Genomic DNA, 23,748 nt, shown 5'->3' on the forward strand with positions numbered 1-23,748 from the left:
GAATAAAATATGAAACGTGTATTAGTATATATGCTGGCCGGGATGGCATTGGTCGGGACTTCCTGTTCGGACTTTTTGGATACGATTCCCCATGACGCACTGTCTCCCAGCACAACTTGGCAAACAGAAAAGGATGCTGAAAAGTTTTTGATTGGTTGTTATGACGGTTGGGCTGATGAAACGGGTATTCTGTATTGGGATTGTGCTTCCGATTTCGGTTTCAATTTCCATGTCCATGAAAATTATCGGAATATCGGAAATGGTAGTATGACTGCCAGCAACGCAGTTGCAGATTATTATAAATTTGGAATGATCCGTCGTTGTAACGATTTCTTGACCAATATCCAAAATATTGAATTTGCGGATGCAAAGAAGAAAGACAATATGATTGGTCAGGTGAAAACGATCCGGGCTTATACTTATTTCAATATGAACTGGCAGTATGGCGGTGTACCTATTATCGATTCTTATGAAACAGCTGAAGAAGCACAAGTTCCCCGCAATACGGAAGAAGAGGTGAAAAAGTATATCTACGACGAGTTGGATGCTGCTATCCCGATGTTAGATGATGCTCCTGCCGCAAGTGGTTATATTGCCAAAGGTACGGCTTTGGCTATCAAGATGCGTTCAGCCCTTTATTATGCCGACTACCAGCGTGCGAAAGAGGCTGCAAAAGCTATTATGGATTTAGGACAGTATGAACTGGATCCGAGCTTTGAAAATATATTTATGGTGAGCGGACAGAATTCGAAAGAAATCATAGCTGCTGTGCAACATGATGAAAATCTGTATTCAAATTGGATGATCGCCACGATGTATAACAATTCGGATGCAGGTTGGTCTTCTATGGTTCCATCCAAAAATCTGATTGATGCGTATGAAATGAGTAATGGTTTGACAAAAGAAGAGGCTGGTAGTGGTTACGATCCTGTTCATCCTTTTGCAAATCGTGACCCGCGTATGGCAATGACGGTTCTTTATCCGGGTATGGATTGGGTTAATTATAAGGGAGAAGAAACGATCATTAACACATTGGATAAGGAGGTGAATGGTAAAACGAATCCGGATCATCCGGGTACGGCCAACAACTCTTCGAAGACGGGTTTGACTTGGGCTAAATATTTGGCTCCGATGTCTCAATATGGAGATGTTTGGTCTTCGAATGCGCAGACGATCATTTTCCGGTATGCAGAAGTATTATTGACATATGTGGAAGCTGAGAACGAATTGAACGGCCCGTCTGCTGAAATATACGATATGTTGGATCAGATTCGTACGCGTGTAGGTATGCCGAAAGTAGATCAGAGTAAATATGGTACTAAAGAAACATTGCGTGAATTGATTCGTCGCGAACGTTCTATCGAGTTAGCTGGTGAAGGCCTTCGTCGTGCCGATATTCTTCGTTGGAAAGATGCAAGTGGCAAGATGGTTGCTGAAACGGTATTGAATGCTCCTTTGGAAAGCTTCACCGGAACGATCAATTATGATGAAAAAGATCCGTACAAACGTGCAGTCATAAGTGGTGTCGAATTAGTTGAAAACCGTTCGTTCGCTCCTCATAACCGGTATTTACCGATCAAGCAGGATGCACTTGATAAAAACAAGCAATTGAAACAGAATGACGGTTATTAATAAGAACTGATATATTTATCATGTTTTAAGAGGGATATATTGGATCATTTCCAATATATCCCTTTCCTTTGTACAGAAAAACACTAACATAGCATGAAGCATTATCGAATTTTCTCTTTTATCTTGTTGTTCATTTGTGCTGCATTCGGACAAAGTTGCAGTATCTCCTCTTCCGGCCGGGAAGTCCTGGACATGAATACCGACTGGGCTTTTTATCGGGGGGATGTGGTGGAAGGGAGCCGGACGGATCTGGATGATTCAGGATGGATACCTGTCGCACTACCCCATATCATGCAACTGGAAATGAAACATTGCGGCGGGAACTCCATTTATGACGGGATCGGTTGGTATCGCCGTTATTTCAAACTGCCTGCGAAGTATAAGGATAAACGGATTGTCGTCTCTTTTGAAGGAGTGATGACGAATTGCGATGTTTATCTGAACGGCCAAAAAGTGACGGAGCATCATGGCGGTTATATGGGATTTGTCGCTGACCTTACGAACCGTATCGATTGGAACGGCAATAATGTGCTGGCTGTCCGGGTCTCTGCCGAGCCGGACCCGCTGACACCTCCGGGAAAGCCGCAAGACAAGATGGACTTCTATTATTATAGCGGGATTTATCGGGATGTCCGGATGGTGATTACGGACAAAGTATATATCACCGACCCGTTAGAGGAAGATCTTGTTGCCGGTGGAGGTCAGTTTGTGACGTTTCCCGAAGTAACGAAAGACAAGGCGAGGGCACATCTTGCGACTCATGTCCGGAATTTGACGGATAAAGATCAGACATTGTCTGTTTTCTCGCAACTGGTCGATTCGGCTGGCCACGTTATTGCTGAGGCTGAAACACCGATCACCTTGCACAAGCAATCGGACAGAACGGTGGAGCAGGACCTCTTTGTTAACCAGCCTGCTTTATGGCATCCTTATACGCCTAATCTCTATACTTTGCGTACGCAATTATTATCGGAAGATAAAGTGCTCGACGAAACCACCCGGAAAATCGGTATTCGTACGATCCGGTACACGGCCGAGGAAGGATTCTTTATCAATGGTGAAAAACTGTATATGCGCGGAGCCAACCGTCACCAGGCTTTTGCCAATGTTGGGGATGCGGCTTCCAACTCAATGCAGGTACGGGATGTGATCGACCTGAAACGGGGTGGTTATAATGCGGTTCGCGCCGCCCATTATCCGAATGATCCGGCTTTCTTGGAGGCGTGTGACCGGTATGGGCTGTTAGTAGTGGAGTGTATTCCCGGATGGCAGTTCTATAATCCGGATTCAATCTTTATTGAACGTTTGTATGAAATCGGACGCCAGATGATCCGCCGTGACCGGAATCATCCTTCTGTTGTCCTTTGGGAAACGGCTTTGAACGAATCCCGTTATCCGGTCTCTTTGGCAAAAGAGATTTTCGAACTGTCTCATGCCGAATATCCGGGCGATCAGATGTACACGGCAGGTGATTACTTCGGGCATGCGGAAATGGAGCCCTATTATGATGTCTTTTATAAACAGGTTTCCAAATTTCCGAAAGACGGGGATGTGATGAGTAATTATCCGGAAGATTTTATAGTAGTCAAGCCGTTGTTTACCCGCGAATGGGGAGATGGCGTGGGCGAAAAGCCACGTGTCAGCTTGAAAGAAAGCGAGGAAGAACAGATGCGCCAGTGCCGCAGCCGTATCGAGCAGTTGAATGGTAAAGGCTATTTTGACTGGTGCATGCTGGATGCCAATCCACATATGGGTGGACATTTCGTTTGGAGCTACAATGACTATGCACGGGGCAGCCAGGATGAAACGATGTATAGCGGTGTGGTGGATATCAACCGGTATCCGAAATTCAGCTACTTCATGTTGCAGAGTATGAGGGACAAAGCAGTTTCACAACCCGGATTGTATGAAGGGCCGATGGTCTTTATCGCTTCCTATAATGCTTCGGGAGATTTCGCCTCGTCTACAACAGATATAACGGTTTTTTCCAACTGCGACGAAGTCCGTCTTTATCGTAATGAGAAGTTGATCGGAACTCAGACACGGGAAGAACGGACACCTCTGTTTCGTTCGATTGTCGAGAAAGGCGGCAGTCCAATGTTCGTCTTTAATGCCGGGGAATATGAAACCGGAACGTTAAAGGCGGAAGCGCTGGTTGACGGAAAGATTGTGGCAACCCACAGTGTGAGCACTCCGGGAAAAGCCGATCGTCTGGTTGTGGACATTAAGACGGATGGCATTGTTCCTGTTGCCGACGGCTCGGATATGATTCCTGTCTACTTTAAGGTCTGTGACAAGAACGGTTCTTTGATCTACAACTCTGGACAGGAAATCCGGATTCAGGTGTCTGGTGAAGGAGTGCTGGTCGGAGATACGATCAGCCGTATCGGTATCAATCCTCAGAAGGTGGAAGGTGGCGTTGGTTTCGCATTTGTCCGCACGACGAAGAAAGCCGGTAAGATTACGGTGAAAGCGACAGCAGAGGGTTTGTTCGCCGGTGAAGCGGAAATCAGCACGAAGCCGTTTGAAGGGAAGTCTCTGCCTGATGGAAAACATGCTCTGTTTACGGGGAAAGAGGAAGACAATGTTGTGGTAAAACCTTCTTCCTGGCAGAAGCGTATCTTGGAGAAACCTCGCCTGAAAATCGCGTCGGTTCAGGTTGGAAGCAGCCAGGACGGGTATCCTGCTTCCAATATAATCGACAATGACGATCATACTTGGTGGATTGCCGGAGAAGACCGGTTGCCACAGGTAGTCACTTTGATGCTGGACCGTCCGACATACGTGGCTGCCAGCCGTATCCTTTTCCAGAAAGACAGTTCTTCCTATAAGCATAAGGTAGAGACTTCTGAGGATGGCGAACGGTGGGAACTCTTGTATGAGCGTGAATGTACGGGCTGGGAATTTAAGCCGATGACGGTTGACCGGGAAGTGAAATATCTCCGCTTGACAATCGAGAATGTTTCCGAAGGGCGTGCCGGCCTGGGGGAAATCTCGCTCTATTAATATAATGTATAACACGTCTAATCTGAATAGCATGAAAAGAATAGTATATATGTTGGCAGTCCTGTTCTACGGGACAAGCCTTTTTGCACAAGACAAGCCGTTCGACATTGAGCATGCGCCGGCTCCTTTGTTCCGTTGTCCTATCTATGACGGCCCTACCGACCCGACGCTCGAATGGAACACGGAGCGGCAGGAATGGTGGATGTTCTACACGCAACGCCGTGCCAATGTCCCTAACTTGCAGGAAGTGGCCTGTGTATATGGCAGTAAAGTCGGGATCGCGGCAACCAAGAACAACGGTAAAAACTGGTATTATGTCGGGACAGCGAACCTGCCGGAACCCATGCAAGGACAGAGCACTTTCTGGGCTCCCGATGTGTTCAAGCATAAGGACACTTATTACATGATCGTGACCTTTATCCCCGGTATTCATCCTTTCTGGGGAGGTGATGCCCGGCTTGTCTTTTACAAAAGCAAGGATCTGATGAACTGGGATCTGGTAGAGGAAATAGAAGGTACACATGGTTGTATCGACGCTTCGGCGTTTCAGATGCCGGACGGAACATGGAAGATGTGGTACAAGACTCCCGATTCCAAGACGAATACGGGTGTGAGCAAGGATTTGACGACTTGGAAGGTAACCGGCAAATGTGAGATTGACGATGTCCCGCATGAGGGGCCGATCGTCTTTTATTGGAAAAATAAATACTGGAACATCATCGACGAATGTAATCTGGGATATGTCGGCTTGCACTGTTACGAATCGGACGATGCGACTAACTGGACCTATAATTCGACAATCCTGGACAAACCGGGCCTCCGTCCGGACGATTTCGACCAGGGAAGGCATTGCGATGTCGTTGTGATCGGAGACCGTGCTTTTATTTTCTATTTCACCCATCCGGGACGGACGTATAAAATGGACGGTATGGAAGTGGAAGAAAATACTTGGAACTATCATCGTGCCTCTATCCAGATAGCCGAATTGGAATATGTGGATGGAAAGATTGTTTGCGACCGGGATAAGTATGCAAAGAAAGTCCCGTCACCTATCGAGCGGAAGAAGAAGTAAACGGGAATAAAAAGAGGTATAAAATGAAAATAGATCGTTTGTTTGTTGTTTCTTTAGGGGCAATCACCGGATTGGCTTCTTGCTCGTCCGGACAGGAGGAAGAGGCGCAAAGACCGAATATCCTGATCCTGCTTGCGGATGATGCCGGATATGCGGATTTTGGATTTATGGGGGCGACGGATATCCAGACACCTAACATCGACCGTCTGGCAGCCGAAGGGTGTATCTTTACGGATGCTCATGTGGCGGCGACGGTGAGCAGCCCTTCGCGATCCATGATGCTGACGGGCCGCTACGGACAACGCTACGGATATGAATGTAACCTGGATAAGCCGGGAGATGGCCTTCCTGACGATGAAGAATTGCTTCCGGCTTTGTTGAAACGGTATGACTACCGTACGGGCTGTATCGGAAAATGGCATTTGGGCTCCGAACCCTCCCAGCGTCCGAATGCGAAAGGCTTCGATACGTTCTACGGGCTTTTGGCCGGCCATCGCTCTTATTTCTATGATCCTGAAACCAGTGATAAGGATGGCAACCTGCAACAATACCAGTACAACGGGCGGAAACTGTCTTTCGACGGTTACTTCACCGATGAACTGGCTTCTAAGGCACAGCAGTTTGTTACGGAGAGCGAGCAGCCCTTTATGCTGTATATGTCCTTTACCGCTCCCCATTCTCCCAATGAAGCGACGGAAGAGGATTTGGCGCGTTTCGAAGGACAGCCCCGCCAGAAGTATGCGGCTATGATGTATGCGCTGGATCGTGGTGTCGGCAAGATTGTGGACGAACTGAAAGCGGCGGGCAAGTTCGACAATACGATTATATTCTTTTTGAGCGACAATGGCGGTTCCACGACCAACCAGTCCTCCAACCTTCCGCTGAAAGGGTTCAAGGGAAATAAGTTCGAAGGTGGACAACGGGTTCCGTTCTTTGTCGTTTGGGGCGATCGTTTCAAGCGGGACCAACGTTTCACCGGGCTGACTTCTTCGTTGGACATTTTTGCCACAGTGGTGGATGCGTTGGACATTCCGGAAGAAGGATTGCACAAGCCGATCGACGGTGTCTCCCTGTTGCCGTATCTTTCCGGGGAAAAAAGCGGTAATCCGCATGAAGCCTTATTCTGGCGTAAGATGGATACACGGGCCATCCGTTCCGGTTCGTACAAGTTGATCATTACTCGTGGTGTCGATTCCGTCCTGTATAATATGGATCAGGACGTGGAAGAGATGCACGATCTTTTATCTTCCGAGCCGGAGAAAGCACGGGAACTCATGGAGCAGTTGAGCGAATGGGAGCAGGCCTGTTGCAAAGATCCCCTTTGGATAGAAGAGGGTTGGGCCGAAATCACAAACGGCCTGCATGAACGTTTGATGAAAAACAAGATAAGGACGGCACAGGATCTTTGATAAAAAAGCCTCGGCATAAAGTCGAGGCTTTTTTTATGGATAAATTGTATCTTTGCAGCCATAAAAGAGAAAAAATATGATTTCTGTTGAAGGACTTACAGTTGAGTTTGGCGGGTTTACGCTTTTTGATGATGTTTCGTTTGTGGTAAATAAGAAGGATCGTATCGCACTGGTGGGAAAGAACGGTGCGGGAAAATCGACGATGCTGAAAATATTTGCCGGCTTGCAGTCTCCTACCTCCGGGACGGTCAGCGTACCGAAGGAGACGACGATCGGTTATCTTCCCCAGCAGATGAAGCTGGCGGATACACAGACGGTACGCGAAGAGGCGGAACATGCCTTCGAGCATATCCATGAGATGGAAAAGGAGATAGAACGGCTGAACCAGCAACTGGCCGAGCGGACAGATTATGAAACGGAATCGTATCAGAACCTCATAGACCGTGTCACGCATCTGACGGAACATTTCCAGATGATGGGCGGAAACAATTACCATGCCGAGTTGGAACGGACGTTGGTCGGCTTGGGATTTAGCCGTGAGGATTTCGACCGGCCGACCTCCGAGTTCAGCGGGGGATGGCGCATGCGTATCGAGCTTGCCAAGCTCCTGCTCCGCAAGCCGGATGTCCTGCTGCTGGACGAGCCGACCAACCATTTGGATATAGAGTCCATCCAATGGCTTGAAAACTTCATTGCGACACGTGCCAATGCGGTGATCCTTGTTTCACATGACCGGGCGTTTATCGATAATACGACTTTCCGGACGATAGAGATAGAGCTTGGGAAGATTTATGACTATAAGGTAAAATACTCCGAATATGTGGAATTGCGTAAAGAGCGCCGCGAACAACAACTTCGTGCCTTTGAAAACCAGCAGAAGAAATTGGCCGATACGGAAGCTTTCATCGAGCGTTTCCGCTATAAAGCGACCAAGTCCGTGCAGGTGCAATCCCGTATCAAACAATTGGAAAAGGTTGAACGCATAGAGGTGGACGAAGTGGATACGGCTATGCTGAGCCTGAAATTCCCTCCGGCTCCCCGTTCCGGTTCCTATCCGGTGATTGCGGAAGATGTGGCCAAGCGCTATGGCGACCATCTGATTTTCGAGCATGCCACTTTCACTATTAACCGCGGAGACAAAGTCGCTTTTGTCGGCAAGAACGGTGAAGGTAAGTCCACGCTGGTTAAATGCATAATGGGAGAGATCACCGATTTTACAGGAAAGCTTCAGTTGGGGCATAATGTGAAGATCGGCTATTTTGCACAGAACCAGGCACAGTTGCTGGATGAGAATATGACCGTTTTCGATACGGTGGATTACGTGGCACAGGGGGACATCCGTCTGAAGATACGGGACATATTGGGGGCTTTCATGTTCGGTGGAGAAGCGTCGGACAAGAAAGTGAAGGTATTGTCCGGTGGAGAAAAGACCCGTCTGGCCATGATCCGTCTGTTGTTGGAACCGGTGAACCTGTTGATCCTCGACGAACCGACCAACCATTTGGACATGCGTTCGAAAGATGTGCTGAAAGATGCTTTGAAAGAGTTTGACGGTACGGTTATCGTCGTCTCGCACGACCGTGAATTCCTGGATGGACTGGTAGACAAGGTTTATGAATTCGGAAATAAACGGGTGATCGAACATTTGGGAGGTATTTATGATTTCCTGGAACATAAGAAGATGGATAGTTTGTGCGAATTGGAACGTTCCACCCAAACGACAACCTCTATGGAAGGAAACGCTGCGGAGCCGACCCGAAACAAGCTCTCTTATGAAGCCCGCAAGGAACAAAGCAAGGCAATCAAGAAAGTTGAAAAAGCGATAGCCGAATCCGAAAAGAAAATAACGGAACTCGAAAACTCCATTGCTGCTATCGAGGCCAAGCTCGCCACTCCCGAAGGGGCGGCGGATGTTTCCTTATATACCGAATATTCCGAATTGAAGAAGAAACTTTCCGACACGATGGATCTTTGGACGGAACAGACCCTCGAACTGGAAGAACTGAATGCAGCCAATAGTTAGCAGTCGATTCTTGGTAGATACGAATCATAAATGATGATTTGCAGTCCTGCTATTTAAGCATGGATTGCGCGGATTTCCGATCCTGCTAAAATAAGGATACTGTAATTATAACTAATAAACAAATACACAGATATTTACTGCCATTACTACCATTCTTTTACTTTTCGCCCTTAGTCGAAAAGGCTTTTGACAAGTGTCGAAAGGGCTTTTGACCAAGGGCGAAAAGATCTTCGACCAAGGGCAAAAGGTCAATGATTGGGCTGTTTGACAATAGAAGCATGGCTATTGTCACTTAAATAAAACCTTCCTGGACCGACTTACTTTCTCTGTTTTGAAAAAGTAAATATTAACGCTTGGTTTTTAACTCTCTTTAGAAAATCTTCCTACCTTTGCCTACTTAAAACTAAAAAACACAAACTTAATTCTTGCGCTATGTTAACTCAGATTATAAATGGCAAGATCCTTACCCCACAGGGCTGGTTGAAAGACGGTTCTGTTCTGATAAGCGATAACAAGATTTTGGAAGTGACTAACTGCGATCTGGCAGTGGTAGGAGCCACTTTGATAGACGCTAAAGGCATGTATATCGTGCCGGGCGGAGTAGAAATCCATGTTCACGGCGGTGGAGGCCGTGACTTTATGGAAGGTACCGAAGAAGCGTTCCGGGCAGCGGTAGCCGCTCACATGCAGCATGGTACGACCAGTATTTTCCCCACATTGTCATCCTCGACCATCCCGATGATCCGCGAAGCAGCTGCAACGACTGAAAAGTTGATGGCGGAAAAAGACAGTCCTGTCCTGGGGCTTCATCTGGAAGGGCATTACTTCAACATGAAGATGGCCGGCGGGCAGTTACCGGAAAATATCAAGAATCCGGATCCGGAAGAATACATTCCCCTGTTGGAAGAGACACATTGCATCAAACGTTGGGATGCCGCTCCCGAATTGCCGGGTGCCATGCAGTTCGGTAAATACGTCACCTCAAAAGGCGTGTTGGCATCTGTCGGTCATACGCAAGCCGAATACGAGGATATTCAGACTGCCTACGAAGCCGGATATACCCATGCCACGCACTTCTACAACGCGATGCCCGGTTTCCACAAACGTCGTGAATATAAATATGAAGGTACGGTCGAGAGTATTTATCTGATCGACGACATGACGGTCGAGGTGGTTGCCGACGGTATCCATGTGCCTCCGACGATCCTTCGTCTGGTCTATAAGATCAAAGGCGTGGAACGTACTTGTCTGATCACCGATGCGCTGGCTTGCGCCGCAAGTGACAGCCAGACGGCGTTTGACCCGCGTGTGATCATCGAAGACGGTGTTTGCAAGCTGGCCGACCGTTCTGCTCTTGCCGGCAGCATTGCGACTATGGATCGCCTGATCCGTACGATGGTTCAGAAAGCCGAGATTCCGTTGGAAGATGCCGTTCGCATGGCTTCCGAAACTCCGGCACGCATCATGGGTGTTTACGACCGTAAGGGGTCTTTGCAGCGAGGTAAGGATGCGGACATCCAGATTCTGGATAAGGACTTGAATGTCCGTGCTGTCTGGGCGATGGGTAAATTAGTGGAAGGAACGAATAAACTGTTTTGATTTATGCTGACACAAATAATAAATGGCCAGATCCTTACCCCTCAGGGATGGTTGAAGGATGGCTCCGTATTGATTAGCGATGGAAAGATTCTGGAAGTGACGAACAGCGACCTGGCTGTTATCGGCGCCAAGGTGGTGGATGCCAAGGGTATGTATATCATTCCCGGTTTCGTAGCCATGAACGTGCATGGCGGAGGCGGCCATGATTTTAAGGAATGTACGGAAGAAGCCTTCCATAGTGCTATTGCCGCCCATATGAAACACGGTGCGACTACTATTTTTCCCACTTTGTCGTCTTCTCCTAAAGAATCGATCTGCAAGGCAGTCTCCATTTGCGAGAAGCTGATGGCGGAAAAGGACGGTCCCGTATTGGGACTTCATGTGGAAGGACCGTATCTGAATGCCAAGATGGCCGGTAACCTTTATGATGTGAAAAATCCGGATAAGGAAGAATATATGTCTATCCTGGAAAGTACGAACTGTATTAAGCGTTGGGATGCCAGTCCTGAATTGCCGGGTGCGCATGATTTCGCCCGTTATCTCAGGTCGAAAGGTATCCTGGCTGCCATTACGCATACGGAAGCCGAATTCGAGGATATCAAAGAAGCCTATGCGGCGGGTTTTACCCATGCGGCACAGTTCTACAACGCAATGCCCGGTTTCCACAAGCGTCGTGAATATAAATACGAAGGAACGGTGGAAAGTGTTTTCCTGATGGATGATATGACGGTGGAAGTAATTGCCGACGGTAAACATTTGCCTTCTACGATTCTTCGCTTGGTGTATAAGCTGAAAGGTGTGGAACGCACGTGCCTGGTAACCGATGCGTTGTCTTATGCTGCAAGCGATGTGAAACCGGACGAAGGCTCACGTATTATCATTGAAGATGGTGTTTGCAAGTTGGCCGACCATTCTTCGCTTGCCGGAAGTATCGCTACGATGGATGTGCTGGTCCGCACGATGGTTCAAAAAGCCAATATCCCGTTGGCCGATGCCGTTCGCATGGCTTCCGAAACTCCGGCACGCCTGATGGGGGTATCCGACCGTACGGGTACGTTGCAGCGCGGAAAAGATGCCGACATCATCATCCTGGACCGTAACTTGACTGTCCGTGCCGTTTGGTCGATGGGAAACCTGGTTCCGGCTGCCAATACGCTGTTTTAAGAAGATTAGAACTGATAAAGAATGAAGAACAGGTTTGTGGATGACGCGGATAAAACGGATTGAATTTATTTTATCCGTTAAGATCCGTCCGATCCGTGTCATCCGCGAACCTGGTTCTTAAATGATACATTTGATTCATCTCTGCCAAAATCCGTAATATCAATATTTCCTATAACCGTATTGATTTTTTAAATGCTCTGTAAAGCTAAGTTCGTTTATTTATTAGTATATTTGTGATTCAAGTTATGATATAATATACTAAATCGAGAATTAAACATGAAAACAGACCTTAGTTCGCAGATTACCCTGACGCGAATACCGCAGCGGTATTATCGCCCGGAGAATGCTTTTGAGCATTCAGTTTTGACCCGTCTGGAAAAGATCCCGACAAACATCTACGAATCGGCCGATGAAGGTTCGTTTGCCATCGCTAAGGAGATAGCAGACCAGATTCGCAAGAAACAGGAAATCGGTGAAAACTTTGTGATGGCTATTCCCGGAGGCCGTTCTCCGTTGAGCGTATATAAAGAATTGATCCGTATGCATAAGGAAGAACAACTGAGCTTCCGCAACGTGGTTGTCTTTGTTGAATATGAATTCTTCCCGCTTGTCTCTCCTTCCGCCGGCAACGTGGCACAGCTGAAAGAGGCGTTGCTGGACCATATCGATATTACCCCTGAGAATGTTTATGCTCCCGATGGATGCATGCCGAAAGATGCCATCATCGATTTCTGCCGGATGTACGAAGAAAACATCCAGAAGGCAGGCGGTTTGGATTATATCCTGTTAGGCGTGGGACATGCGAGCAACATTATGTTTAACGGTGTAGGTGCGACGCTGAGTTCGCGTACCCGTCTGGTTCTGCTGGAAGGAACTGCCCGTAAGGAAGCTTCCCGTACGTTCCCGTCATTGGACAATGTGCCTGCGGGAGTCATCACGATGGGGATCGCTACCATGATGAAAGCCCGTAATGTGATCCTGATGGCGTGGGGTGAAGATAAGGCGAAGATCATCGCCAAAACGGTGGAAGGCAAAGTGAGTGACGCTGTTCCCTCTTCTTACCTCCAGAATCATACGAATGCGAAAGTTGTGGTCGATCTGTCTGCCGCGTATGATCTGACACGTATCAGTCATCCTTGGCTGGTTACCAATTGCGAGTGGGATAACAAGCTGATCCGTCGCGCAATCGTTTGGTTGTGCCAGTTGACAGGCAAACCGATCTTGAAACTGACAAACAAGGATTATAGCGAAAACGGCCTGGGTGAGCTGCTTGCCCTGTACGGTTCGGCCTATAATGTGAATATCCGGGTATTCAACGATATCCAGCACACGATTACCGGATGGCCGGGCGGCAAGCCGAATGCCGACGATTCAAACCGTCCCGAACGTGCAACTCCGTATCCGAAGAAAGTGATTATCTTCAGTCCGCATCCGGATGACGATGTCATCTCGATGGGCGGTACATTCCATCGTTTGTGCGAACAGCATCACGATGTACATGTCGCTTACGAAACTTCCGGCAATATTGCCGTAGGGGATGAAGAGGTAATCCGCTATTGCGAATATCTGCGCGACGTTTGTGCCAAATATACGGAAGACGAAACGGTTAAGAAGAAAGCCGAAGAAATCATCCATTTCCTCCGTTATGAAAAGGTGGAAGGTGAAGCTGAAAAACGTGATGTCCTCTTTATGAAAGGCACGATCCGCCGGGAAGAAGCCCGTGCAGGTGCCCGTTACAGCGGGATCAAGAGTGACGATCATATCCACTTCCTCGACTTGCCTTTCTATGAAACAGGGCTGGTGAAGAAGAACGACTTGAGCGAAGCGGATATTGCCATCGTGAAGAAGTTGCTGACGGATGTGAAACCTGATGAGATGTTTGTCGCCGGTGACCTTGCCGATCCACATGGAACTCATCGTGTATGTCTGAATGCCGTTCTGGCAGCTATCGACGAGCTGAAGGATGAAGAATGGCTGAAGAACTGCCGCATCTGGATGTACCGCGGAGCTTGGGCCGAATGGGAAATGGACCATGTGGAAATGGCTGTTCCTATCTCTCCCGAAGAATTGCGGCATAAGAGAAACGCGATCTTGAAACACCAGTCTCAGGCTGAAAGTGCACCGTTCCTTGGAGACGACGAACGTTTGTTCTGGCAGCGTGCCGAAGACCGTAACCGTGCTACTGCCGAACTGTATCATCAGTTAGGCCTTGCATCTTATGAAGCGATGGAAGCATTCGTACAATATGTTCCGGTTCGATAAGTAAACCGGATTGTCATAAAAAAGAGAGGGCGGACCGATCATCGGTCCGTCCTTCCTTGTTGTTTAATATATATATGAATTAGTAAGTGGTTCCCTGGAAAACATTGGAGTCAGAATAAGGAAGCAATGTTCCGTTCATTGTCAGATTGTTTCCTGAGAAGTTCGGATCTACAGTAACCATTGCATTATTGGTCCCGCTGTATAATACCAGGTTTACGGTTGCAGAGATAAAGATACCTTGTACGCTCATGGACAGATACACGTTTCCGTTGTTTTCTTGTTTGACCTGTACATTGGATGCCGAGCCTTGTACGGTGATGCCGCCTAATCCGTTAGGACCGGGGTAAGGAGAGTTGGATGCGATCTGAACCATGGCCTGTCCGTCATTCAACGAAACGAAGTTAGTGTTTGAGTTTACATAGTAAACACGTCCGTTCAACGGTTGTACGGAGTTGGCTTCGAGCACGAACGACCTGTTTGTGATAGCCTGCATGGCATTGTTGAATGCTTCTTCGCCCATAACGGCGTCCTTAGCTAACCTTTCTTCTTTTTTCTCTTTTCTTTCCTGCTTTTTTTCAGCTTTTTCTGCGGCTTTACTTGTCTGAGCCTGCACATGTGTCATGCCACCCAACAGAAGGGTGAAGATCACCATCATAGATACAATTCTTTTCATACGACTTAGTTTAAAACGTTTATTCAAAAATGTAATAAAAGAACAAGCAGATAGGGGAAATGTTTAAAATCTCCCGTATTTTTGCAGGTATAATAATCGTTTGATATGAAAATAGATGTTTGTTTTTCACCGGCATTATATCCGGTCTATCATAATCCGGAAGCTATCGTGGTGGTCGTGGATGTGTTTCGGGCAACGACGACGATGGCCGCCGCTTTTAGTAACGGAGTGCGCAGTATCCGTCCGGTCGCTACCGTTGAAGAGGCTGAGGCATATAAGGCAAAAGGCTGGCTGGTCGGAGCGGAACGGAATGTGAAGCGATGTAGTTTTGCCGATTTCGGAAATTCTCCGTTTGATTATACGGCGGAAAAGGTTTCCGGGAAAGATATTGTGTTCACCACGACCAACGGTACACGTGCGATCACGATCGCCAAATCCGCTTTCCGGGTCATAACGGGAGCTTTCATCAATCTGCAGGCGGTGGCCGGTTACTGTGTCCGCCATAAGCGGGATGTAGTCGTGCTCTGTTCCGGCTGGCAGGATAAGGTGAATATAGAAGATACGCTTTTTGGAGGAGCTTTGACGGATGCGTTACTGAATACCAGTTTGTATGAGGCGGGCAGCGATGCTGCCGTGATTGCCCGGGATATGTGGACGGGCAACAAGGCGAACCTGCTTGCCTATCTGGATACGACGGATCATATGGGACGCCTGAAAGCAAACCATCTCGAAGATGCCGTTCCCTATTGCCTGACTTTGAGTATTACGGACAAGGTTCCCGAACTTTCAATAGAGGGAGATACATTAATATTATGCTGACAAGAAATGGAATATATGGAAGAACATGGTGGAAAAGTACGTTTTGGAGTAGTCGGAACCAACTTTATAACCGACTGGGTGATTGCCGGGGCGCGGCTGGACGAACGTTTTGAATTGGTCGCCGTTTATTCCCGCAAGCAGGAGACGGCGGATGCCTTTGCCGCCAAACATCAGATACCTTATACTTTTACCTCTCTGGAAGAGATGGCAAAAAGCCCGTTGATCGATGCCGTGTATATCGCATCGCCTAATTTCCTTCATGCGGAACAGAGTATCTTGTGCATGAAGCATGGAAAGCATGTACTCTGTGAGAAACCTTTCGCTTCGAATGCGTGGGAGGTGAGGGAGATGATCGCAGCCTCTGCAAAATATGACGTTACGCTGATGGAGGCGATGAAACCGACCCTTACCCCGAATTTCCGGTCTGTGCGGGAAAACTTAGGACGCTTGGGTACGATACGGCGTTATTTTTCCTGCTATTGTCAGTATTCTTCCCGCTATGATAAGTTCAAGGAGGGAGTTGTGCTGAACGCATTCAGGCCGGAATTGTCGAACGGGGCGATGATGGATATCGGGATTTATACTGTCTATCCGATGGTCGTTTTGTTCGGACGTCCGAAAAAGATAGATGCTTCAGGAATCGTTCTTTCATCCGGTGCGGACGGACAGGGAGCCGTCAATTTCGAATACGAAGGGATGAATGCGACCGTTCTCTATTCCAAGATAGCCAATTCATCCTTGCCGACAGAGATACAGGGAGAAGAGGGAAACATAACGCTCGACCGGATCAATATAATCGGAGAGGTAAAATATACTCCCCGTCTGGCGGCCGCTTCCGGTAGAGGTCCCTCTGCCGAAGCTCAGGATATAAGCGTCGTGACGGACAAGGATGAATATTATTATGAGATGGCGGAGTTTATCGATCTGGTTCTGTCCGGCAAACGCCAGTCTGGAATCAACAGCCACGAACACTCCCTGATCACGTTGGAGATCATCGATGAGGTGCGCAGGCAGTTGGGAATCCGGTATCCGGCTGATCGATATTGATTGTTACTTTTCTCCCAAGAGAAAAGTAACAATCAATATTCCCGAAGGAAATACCGCATCAGGAACTCCCAGTTCTCGTGAACGATCGCTTTGCTACGTTCTTCACCGGCCAGGCTCTTCGCTTGCGCATCGGCTAACATGCCTTTTTCTTCCAATATTCTCAGCAGATACGGGCTGCATTTCCGGATCATGAAGAAGGACAAACCTTGGTTTTCCGCCTTTTTCTGATTGTAGAAAGGATTGTTTTCGTCTTTGATATACTCAACACCATCGGCCAGGACTTGCAAACCTTCTGACGGAGTGGCATAAACGGCAAATTTCCGGGAGGCGGTATCGCCTGTCGCTCCTTCCGTCTCGATGCCGATCTTCGTCAGGAAGTCGAGGAATTCACGCTTGTTTTGGAAATAAAGGAGTGCTTTTCCTTCTGCCGCTGCCGTGAATTTCTCAAAGTGCTCGGTCAGCATTTTCTTGCTCTCTTCGGACACCGGTTCTTTGAATGCCTGTGACTTTTCACCTTCTTCAACGAACAAGCTGTGATCCGGATGGTCTGCCGGAAAGATCAGCGAAAGCCATTTGGGAGCCGTGTAAGCCAAAAATGCACTTTTGGAAATATGTGCCAGAGCCTCGTAGGCGGTCATGATGAACTGCTCGTCTTTCTCTTTCGTTTGTTCCCAATATTCTTTGACTGTATCTGTCAGTTCCTGGTGTGAATCGGTAAACAGGTAACATTGGTAATGAAACCAGTGAAGCAACTCGTTATATTTGTCGACATCCTCATAGCGGGTTTCCGGGGCAAAGAGCTGTTGCAGCCGTTCGTTCTCCGGTGCAGTTGTCCATTCGTCACAGAACATCTGGTAGATCAGTTTGGCTGTGTCGCCGTTTGCCGCATTGTCGGGACTGACGAATGTGCCTTTGTGAAACCCGTGATACTGCTGTGTGTAATGCCAAAGCAAGAACCGGATATCTTCGTAGTTGACCTCGTCATCATAATAGTGATCGTCAGGTGTATAAAACGGCAGGAATTTACCGTATAAGGCTTTGTGTTCCGTGATGAATGAGCGCCAGATATTCAGACCGGAAATCACATCTTCGAAATAGGCAGCCATGCGTATACTGATCTGTTTGACCTCGTCCTTCTCAAAAGAATAGGCAAGACGTGTTTCTTCCAACATGCCGTAAATACGGTTTGCAATATTGGTATAATAGGAATCTGTCGGATCTGACTGTTTATAAGGGTGCAACTGCAACCAATCTTTCGGATAGATTTTAATGTTCTTCATACTATAGATTATTTGTGCCCAATCGAGCAATAATTTTAAGGTCACAAATGTAACAAATATTTTACAATTTATTGTCCGGCAGCACCTCGTCTTTGAACTGTTCGTGAATCCCCCTCCCGGCTGTGTGCAGAGAGGGGGATTTTTATGTGGGGGCGGTTCGCGATCGCCCTCAGTTTGCATATAATAAACAGGGTTAGCGTACGATTATTTTCCGTGGCATTTCTCTTGAGAGGTGTACAATGTAGACTCCTGCTGCCAATCCATTGAGCCGTGTGTCGCCTACCGGAATGTTGCGGTAGAAGAGAGTGCTTCCGGCGAGGTTTACCACCTGTACCTGCTGCGGGGAAGAGGTGTGGATGAAGATCGTGCCGTCGGCGGTCCATATCTTCGTGTCTGTTTCGATACTTTTGATACTTGTTGGAAGATTCTTCACGATGCCGGAGATAGAGACGACAATGTCTTCAGCCACGTTGTTGATCTTGTATCTGCCATTCGTGTCCGGTATGATCGTCTCGCCGCGATCGGTGGTGACAATAGGGATGGACTCACTATAGTTTTCATCCAAGGTGATGGCGAAGGTGAAACTGTATCCTTCCTCGACCGTATGGTCACCTGCCTGCTTGCTGAGTGTCGCACCTTCTACGGAGGGGAGAGTGACGGTGTAGTAGGTGGCTGCCGGCGGAGTATATATCCTCTTAAACTCGGCAGCGACTGTAAAATCACCGTCGGGAGCAGTAAAGCTGCCATCTGTATCAACCGTCACATTGTTATTACCCTGTCTTACAGAGAAGCTTTTGATACTATATCCTGGTGAAGGAGTGGCGATTATAGTCATCGGTGTGCCTGCTGGGACCTGGTCACCGTTTTCAAAGAGGGTTTCTCCCTGGTCGGCTCCGATCGTGCCTTTGAGAGCTAGCGTGCCGTTCTCGACCGTTGTCGGAAGGGTGATGGCACACAATGTGGCGTCACCCGGATAGCGGTAGTTGAAACCGGCTTTATAGAGCATCTTATTGTCGGCCTTATGGGTGAAACTGTATGTACCCGACAGTTTGGAAGCCGTGATAATCGACTGGTTATCCGATGCTTTTCCGTTCAAATTGACCAGATGGAAATCTCCGGTCAGTCCGGTCCCTTCTATTTCCATAGTCTCTCCGTTCCCCATGTCGAGCCTGAATGCCGATGTCTGGTCCTTTTCTTTGATAAAAGAGTTTTCCAGGATGACTTTATCGATGGAGCGCAGTTCGGAAATCAGATAGGGAGTGTCGGCTGTTCCGCAGTTTCTGTAGGTTACATGTGTTTTGTGGTTATTGTTGCTGTCTATTTGTCCGATGGTGGTATGGCCTTTTTCTATGGTGATCTGGATTATTCCGCTGTAAGTGGGAGTTGGTGAATCTGCAGACAAGGAATAGTCGATGCCACTTATTCTTTTGACCTCTCCTCCTTTCACGTTTATGTTGATCTTCCCCTCGACGGCTGAGGAGCAACCGATCAGGCTCCCGGTGATTCTGCCGTCCAGAACGGTGAGATTGACATTTCCCGAAACTTTCCCGTGTACTGTATTATTGTAGTTAATACCAGCTCCGTGTACTTCCTGGATGGGATTATCTGCGGATGTGTCAAGTGTCACATCCGTGTTGCCTGCTGTGCCGGTTCCTTCCGTGTTGCCGATGATAAAGCCGCTGACAACCGTGTTATCGCCAGAGATATTCGTCGTGGCTGTACCGGTGACGTCCCCGTTCCAGCCGCCTCCGTAGATATAGTTTAGAGTTCCTCCGGTAATGTTCAACTCGGTATTGCCGACTGTGCTTCCTGCGGCATGGCTTCCACCGAAAACAGAGTTGTTCACGGTTCCGCCCGATATGGTCACCTTGGTTGTCCCTGTGATGTTACCGGCATTGCCGCCGCCGTAGATCCAGCCGAATTGTCCGCTTTTGATTACGATATTGGTTTTGTCGATCGTATTGTTGTCTTTAGTTCCTCCCCAGATGTTACGTATGCCGGTCAGGGGGTTGCCGTTGTTGGTGTATGTCGACGGGCGGCAATCGACAGACTCGTCGAATGTCAAATCGTGGCCGTTGGCATAAATGGTGCTCATGTTCAGTTTGATGCTTTTGAAGGTAAGAGCGGCTTGCAGTTCGAGGTCGCCGGCATATGTCAACGTTTTTCCGTCGCCTGTTATGATACAGGGTTTTGGTGGTGTGCTTGTAGCTGTTTCGTCGTCTAACAGAGTGATGATATTGACCGGTTCTTCGGAACCTGCGAGTGCAGCTGTTGCCTCCGCCCATGTTTTGTAACTTGTCCCGTTGAGGTCGACCTTGTCTTTGGTCACCGTGTTTCCTGTTATCTGGTTTGCGGTCAGTGCACCTTTGCTATAAATGGTTCCTTGATTATCCAGTGTTCCGTTTACGGTGAGCGAGCAGCCTGTCGGGATGAAAAGCGTCTGTCCGTTCTTGATGGTGCAGTCTCCTGACAGCGTCACGTCTCCGTATACTTCACCATAATATCCTAATGTCCCGGTGTTCCGGTAGTTGTAGAACAGAACGGAATTTTCCACCTTTATGTTGTGGTTGTAGAGAGGTAAACCGGAAGGATTGGTCGTTTTTTCCCAAGTGATATCCAACCATGCATTGTTCCTGAGGATTGTTTCACCCGTTTTTCCCCACTCTCCGTTTTCGTCTTTGGCATTGCCTCCTACCGACAGGCCGTTTGTGATGACGGTCGAGCTTTCTATCACAAGTATGGCTTTGTTCTTGATCGTGCTCGTACCTGCGTTAAAAATGGCGCTGGGGGTGTTCGTGCTGTTCAGGGTTAAGGTCCCGTCTCCCTTTATAGTCAGGGTTCCGCCTGGGTCTTGCTCTGTGGAACCGATATTGAAGAGGATGGCCCTGCTTGCTCCTTCGATGTAATTGTCTCCTTGTAGCGTGATTGTTGAATTGGGAGGAAGCTCTATGCCCATCATCTGACTTGTCCTTAGGTCTATTCCGTCAAGAGCCAGTATCTTGTTGCTGAGGTCCCAACGATATCCGTTGCCGTTTATGTCTGTTGTAGCGTTTGCGCAGTCGATGGTGGTTGTGACGGTTTGAGAGGATACCGTAAATGGCATTAGTATCATGATACTAATCAATACGCCAAGAATCTGGCGTATTGTACTTTTGATATTTAAATCTCTATTCATGTGTATGTAGTTATTTAGGTGTTATGAAAAAAGCATCCAATTTGATGAATGCCTCCTTTGGATGCAAGGGAGAGATTCACTTGGAGGTAGTGGAGATGTTTCCTTCGAGGCGAGGGAGCCTCTCCCTTGGCTCGAAGGAAACGTCTCCATCGTTGTCAGAGTTCGCCGGGGCGTTCCTCGTCATTGCTTTTCCCGTCGCTCAAGAGGATGGGGAAGCGGTAGGTGCGCGGGTTTTTCAGCATCTTGTTGCTGCTGCTGTATTGTGTTGTCACGCTCAGCGTGTACAGAACCTTTGTTTCGATGGCGGGGAGCATGACGGTGAGTTCGGATGGGGCGTTGCGGATGATGACCGGGCATTTCATCGGAGCTGCACCCTCTTCGTCCTTGGTCAGGAAGACGCCGACAGACGGGTCGTCGCCTATCACTTTGGCATTGCTGCAACTGATCACGGCGGGGCCTGCCGAGGTGATGATCTCGTTGACGCTGCCGGTCGTGCTGTCGGTGATGGAATTGATGACCGGACCTGTTTTGGCTGTGCCATTGCAGACGACTTTGGTTTTTTTCAGCTGGCTGCGCAGAAGCTGACCGGGCGTGTAGGAAACGCCTAAGGAATGTTTGACAGGATCGAACTGCGCGTTTTCACCGATAAACGAGCCGCGTGCGGTGACGAGGTATTGCCCGACGCCGTCTATTACGCTCTTACCTTCGGCGATGGCTTCTACTTTCGCTTTGTCGGCACGATCGAGGATATACTCGATGCTTTCCTGTTTGTACTCCGTACCTGCTTTCACGATACGGGCGGCTATCTGTTTGTTGTACAGAGTGCCGGTGATACGAGGGCGGCCGGTGTAGTCACCTTCCTTCTCCGTCATGATGTTGTCGTAGAGATCGATGTTGAGAGTGATCTGTTCTTCTTCGTTGGTCATGATTCCAATGTTTAAGTGCCCGGTGGTTGGCCGGGCGTTAACCGTTTGGAGGCAAAGATGGGGAGAGAAGGACAGAAAGGATGCCCAAAATCCGTAAAGTTGTGCCCGAAATCAGCAATGATGAGTATGATGTAGTTTTGTCCGTCGGGCGGACAGGGGTGTTCCTCTCGGGAGGGCGGGGGTATTCCTGTCATGTGCGGCTCCGGAACCGGGAAGGGGTTGTTTTCATCAGTTTCAGGAAATTCCGGTTGTAGGTGCTTGTAGACTGGAAACCGGACGAGAAAGCGATGTCTTCGATCGTGCGCTCGGCGTTTTCGGGCAGTAGCAGCAGGTCTGCGGAGTGGCCGATGCGGAGGCGGAGTACGTAGTCTTGGACCGTCAGCCCGGTGGCACGGCCGACAGCGGTCGAGAGCTTGTGTGGGTTTGCACCGATGGTCCTGGGCAGGTCGGATATCCTGAAGTCAGGGTCCAGATAGGGCTGCTCTTTCTGAAAATAGGCTTCTATGTCCTTGAAGAGACGGTTGTTGTCGTCATCCGGTTGGAGGTAGCAGATCAATTCTTCCATGTCCGCTCCGGCGGGAGGAGAAAAGGCTGAGTTCTGTTCACGGATGCGGGTTCGGACATCCCGATAGGTGGAACTGAAGTTTGCGTAGAAGATTCCGAAGGCGAAATAGAAAACGGTGAATAGGAAGGTCACGGTGATTTCGTGAGGCAGGTAAGGATTCAAGGCGAGGCTCAGCGTACAAAGGCCGATGCCTGACGCAAGGAAGAACGCGCTTGTCACCTGTCCGAGTTTGAGCCACCTGTCTTCTGTCTTCACTCCTCCCAAGAGGGAGAGGTAAGTATGTCGTTCGTGCAGGAATAGTTTTGCATAGATGCCTGACTGGATGATGTAGGCAAGCAGATAGAGCGTGCGGATCAGGGAAGGCGGATTCGTGACCAGTGACTTCCATTCCGAGTAAGCATAGACGGGGTGGTCTTTCCAGATCAGGCATGCTCCGGCGTAGGCTAGGGTGAAGAGGAGGGAAGGAGTTGCGTGCAGCAGGATCCGCTGCCGGGTGGCATACTGTTCGTTGAACAGCAGGATCAGTGAGAATGTGAACAGCAGGGTTTGCGAGGAGGCGATCAGGGTGACGGGAAACGAGGCGATGTCCCATCCGACGGGTTGCCATTTTCTGGTGGTAAGCGAGATGAGGAGACCGATGGCCACGAGGAAGGTCGCAAATGCGAGGATCCGCCGTGCCTTCAGGTAAACAGGGTTTGTCTCGATATTGCCGTAGTTCAAGAACAGCAGGATGGCGCAACTGCCCAGGCTGGAAGTGGTGCTGGTGGCATAAGCGATGATGTATAAAGTGTGTATGTCCATTCTGCGGTCGTTGTGATAGTTTTGTTATTCACATAGCCATCTTGTGATATTCTGTTCTTCGGCAAATTCCATGCAGACTTTGACGATGTCACGTCTGTCACTTAGGTAGGGGATGAGGCTTCTTTTGCCGAACCTGTGGAGGCTGGTTTGTATTCCGATTGGGAGTTTGCGCATGACCTAGTTCATCGTATATTGTTTATTTAATTGTTTCCAAAGATACTATAAATAGTTTCTTAGCAGCCTTTTTTCTCGTAAAATCAGCTATGGGTGGTCGCTTTGTCAAATGGTTGCTTTC

At 48.5% G+C, this 23,748-nt stretch carries 15 protein-coding genes; 10 read left to right on the top strand and 5 right to left on the bottom strand.

The window, feature by feature from the left end:
• Positions 1 to 9: 9 nt before the first annotated feature.
• The 8 genes from KTG12_RS10515 (at position 10) to KTG12_RS10550 (ending at position 14,167) form a co-directional block, all read left to right on the top strand.
• Entirely contained in the window at positions 10 to 1,632 is a 1,623-nt protein-coding gene (locus tag KTG12_RS10515; protein ID WP_022321612.1) for a RagB/SusD family nutrient uptake outer membrane protein, read from the top strand.
• Positions 1,633 to 1,725: 93 nt separating this feature from the next.
• Complete coding sequence (locus KTG12_RS10520) at positions 1,726 to 4,638, top strand: glycoside hydrolase family 2 TIM barrel-domain containing protein (protein ID WP_155143865.1); 2,913 nt, start codon at positions 1,726 to 1,728, stop codon at positions 4,636 to 4,638.
• Between the two features lie 31 nt (positions 4,639 to 4,669).
• Entirely contained in the window at positions 4,670 to 5,710 is a 1,041-nt protein-coding gene (locus tag KTG12_RS10525) for a hypothetical protein (protein WP_224204331.1), read from the top strand.
• Positions 5,711 to 5,733: 23 nt separating this feature from the next.
• Positions 5,734 to 7,119 carry a sulfatase gene (locus KTG12_RS10530; protein ID WP_122299614.1) on the top strand — a complete coding sequence of 462 codons (1,386 nt, stop codon included), beginning with the start codon at positions 5,734 to 5,736 and terminating at the stop codon, positions 7,117 to 7,119.
• Positions 7,120 to 7,195: 76 nt separating this feature from the next.
• On the top strand, positions 7,196 to 9,142 hold the full coding sequence (locus tag KTG12_RS10535) for an ABC-F family ATP-binding cassette domain-containing protein (protein ID WP_122299616.1): 1,947 nt from the start codon (positions 7,196 to 7,198) through the stop codon (positions 9,140 to 9,142).
• Between the two features lie 432 nt (positions 9,143 to 9,574).
• The gene (gene nagA, locus KTG12_RS10540; protein WP_005641231.1) at positions 9,575 to 10,741 is read left to right on the top strand and encodes an N-acetylglucosamine-6-phosphate deacetylase; all 1,167 of its coding nucleotides are present in this window, start codon (positions 9,575 to 9,577) and stop codon (positions 10,739 to 10,741) included.
• Between the two features lie 3 nt (positions 10,742 to 10,744).
• A complete protein-coding gene (gene nagA / locus KTG12_RS10545) occupies positions 10,745 to 11,905 on the top strand; it encodes an N-acetylglucosamine-6-phosphate deacetylase (RefSeq protein WP_005647964.1) in 1,161 nt (386 codons plus the stop codon).
• A gap of 276 nt (positions 11,906 to 12,181) precedes the next feature.
• The gene (locus KTG12_RS10550; protein WP_005641227.1) at positions 12,182 to 14,167 is read left to right on the top strand and encodes a glucosamine-6-phosphate deaminase; all 1,986 of its coding nucleotides are present in this window, start codon (positions 12,182 to 12,184) and stop codon (positions 14,165 to 14,167) included.
• A 79-nt stretch (positions 14,168 to 14,246) separates the two neighbouring features.
• On the opposite strand, the gene KTG12_RS10555 is transcribed toward KTG12_RS10550, so the two are convergent.
• A complete protein-coding gene (locus tag KTG12_RS10555) occupies positions 14,247 to 14,840 on the bottom strand; it encodes a DUF4251 domain-containing protein (RefSeq protein WP_005641225.1) in 594 nt (197 codons plus the stop codon).
• Positions 14,841 to 14,945: 105 nt separating this feature from the next.
• Here KTG12_RS10555 and KTG12_RS10560 point away from each other — a divergent pair, with 105 nt between their 5' ends.
• Both KTG12_RS10560 and KTG12_RS10565 read left to right on the top strand, forming a co-directional pair.
• Positions 14,946 to 15,659: a 2-phosphosulfolactate phosphatase gene (locus tag KTG12_RS10560; RefSeq protein ID WP_138273295.1), complete on the top strand. Its 714-nt coding sequence runs from the start codon at positions 14,946 to 14,948 to the stop codon at positions 15,657 to 15,659.
• A gap of 6 nt (positions 15,660 to 15,665) precedes the next feature.
• Positions 15,666 to 16,706 carry a Gfo/Idh/MocA family protein gene (locus tag KTG12_RS10565; protein ID WP_138273294.1) on the top strand — a complete coding sequence of 347 codons (1,041 nt, stop codon included), beginning with the start codon at positions 15,666 to 15,668 and terminating at the stop codon, positions 16,704 to 16,706.
• A 32-nt stretch (positions 16,707 to 16,738) separates the two neighbouring features.
• Here KTG12_RS10565 and KTG12_RS10570 read toward each other — a convergent pair whose 3' ends face one another.
• From KTG12_RS10570 to KTG12_RS10585, 4 genes are all read right to left on the bottom strand, one after another.
• Entirely contained in the window at positions 16,739 to 17,986 is a 1,248-nt protein-coding gene (locus KTG12_RS10570; protein WP_005641217.1) for a DUF3843 family protein, read from the bottom strand.
• A 193-nt stretch (positions 17,987 to 18,179) separates the two neighbouring features.
• The gene (locus tag KTG12_RS10575) at positions 18,180 to 21,161 is read right to left on the bottom strand and encodes a hypothetical protein (RefSeq protein ID WP_138273291.1); all 2,982 of its coding nucleotides are present in this window, start codon (positions 21,159 to 21,161) and stop codon (positions 18,180 to 18,182) included.
• 155 nt (positions 21,162 to 21,316) lie between these two features.
• Positions 21,317 to 22,087: a DNA-binding domain-containing protein gene (locus tag KTG12_RS10580; protein ID WP_022322062.1), complete on the bottom strand. Its 771-nt coding sequence runs from the start codon at positions 22,085 to 22,087 to the stop codon at positions 21,317 to 21,319.
• Between the two features lie 190 nt (positions 22,088 to 22,277).
• A complete protein-coding gene (locus tag KTG12_RS10585) occupies positions 22,278 to 23,453 on the bottom strand; it encodes a helix-turn-helix domain-containing protein (protein ID WP_022322063.1) in 1,176 nt (391 codons plus the stop codon).
• Positions 23,454 to 23,748 lie beyond the last annotated feature (295 nt).

Source organism: Parabacteroides sp. MSK.9.14, from assembly GCF_019041495.1.
Lineage (GTDB): Bacteria > Bacteroidota > Bacteroidia > Bacteroidales > Tannerellaceae > Parabacteroides > Parabacteroides merdae.

Coding starts and splice junctions, on each gene's coding strand:
- KTG12_RS10515 (WP_022321612.1), top strand. CDS start 10: ATGAAACGTGTATTAGTATATATGCTGGCCGGGATGGCATTGGTCGGG.
- KTG12_RS10520 (WP_155143865.1), top strand. CDS start 1,726: ATGAAGCATTATCGAATTTTCTCTTTTATCTTGTTGTTCATTTGTGCT.
- KTG12_RS10525 (WP_224204331.1), top strand. CDS start 4,670: ATGAAAAGAATAGTATATATGTTGGCAGTCCTGTTCTACGGGACAAGC.
- KTG12_RS10530 (WP_122299614.1), top strand. CDS start 5,734: ATGAAAATAGATCGTTTGTTTGTTGTTTCTTTAGGGGCAATCACCGGA.
- KTG12_RS10535 (WP_122299616.1), top strand. CDS start 7,196: ATGATTTCTGTTGAAGGACTTACAGTTGAGTTTGGCGGGTTTACGCTT.
- nagA (WP_005641231.1), top strand. CDS start 9,575: ATGTTAACTCAGATTATAAATGGCAAGATCCTTACCCCACAGGGCTGG.
- nagA (WP_005647964.1), top strand. CDS start 10,745: ATGCTGACACAAATAATAAATGGCCAGATCCTTACCCCTCAGGGATGG.
- KTG12_RS10550 (WP_005641227.1), top strand. CDS start 12,182: ATGAAAACAGACCTTAGTTCGCAGATTACCCTGACGCGAATACCGCAG.
- KTG12_RS10555 (WP_005641225.1), bottom strand. CDS start 14,840: ATGAAAAGAATTGTATCTATGATGGTGATCTTCACCCTTCTGTTGGGT.
- KTG12_RS10560 (WP_138273295.1), top strand. CDS start 14,946: ATGAAAATAGATGTTTGTTTTTCACCGGCATTATATCCGGTCTATCAT.
- KTG12_RS10565 (WP_138273294.1), top strand. CDS start 15,666: ATGGAATATATGGAAGAACATGGTGGAAAAGTACGTTTTGGAGTAGTC.
- KTG12_RS10570 (WP_005641217.1), bottom strand. CDS start 17,986: ATGAAGAACATTAAAATCTATCCGAAAGATTGGTTGCAGTTGCACCCT.
- KTG12_RS10575 (WP_138273291.1), bottom strand. CDS start 21,161: ATGAATAGAGATTTAAATATCAAAAGTACAATACGCCAGATTCTTGGC.
- KTG12_RS10580 (WP_022322062.1), bottom strand. CDS start 22,087: ATGACCAACGAAGAAGAACAGATCACTCTCAACATCGATCTCTACGAC.
- KTG12_RS10585 (WP_022322063.1), bottom strand. CDS start 23,453: ATGGACATACACACTTTATACATCATCGCTTATGCCACCAGCACCACT.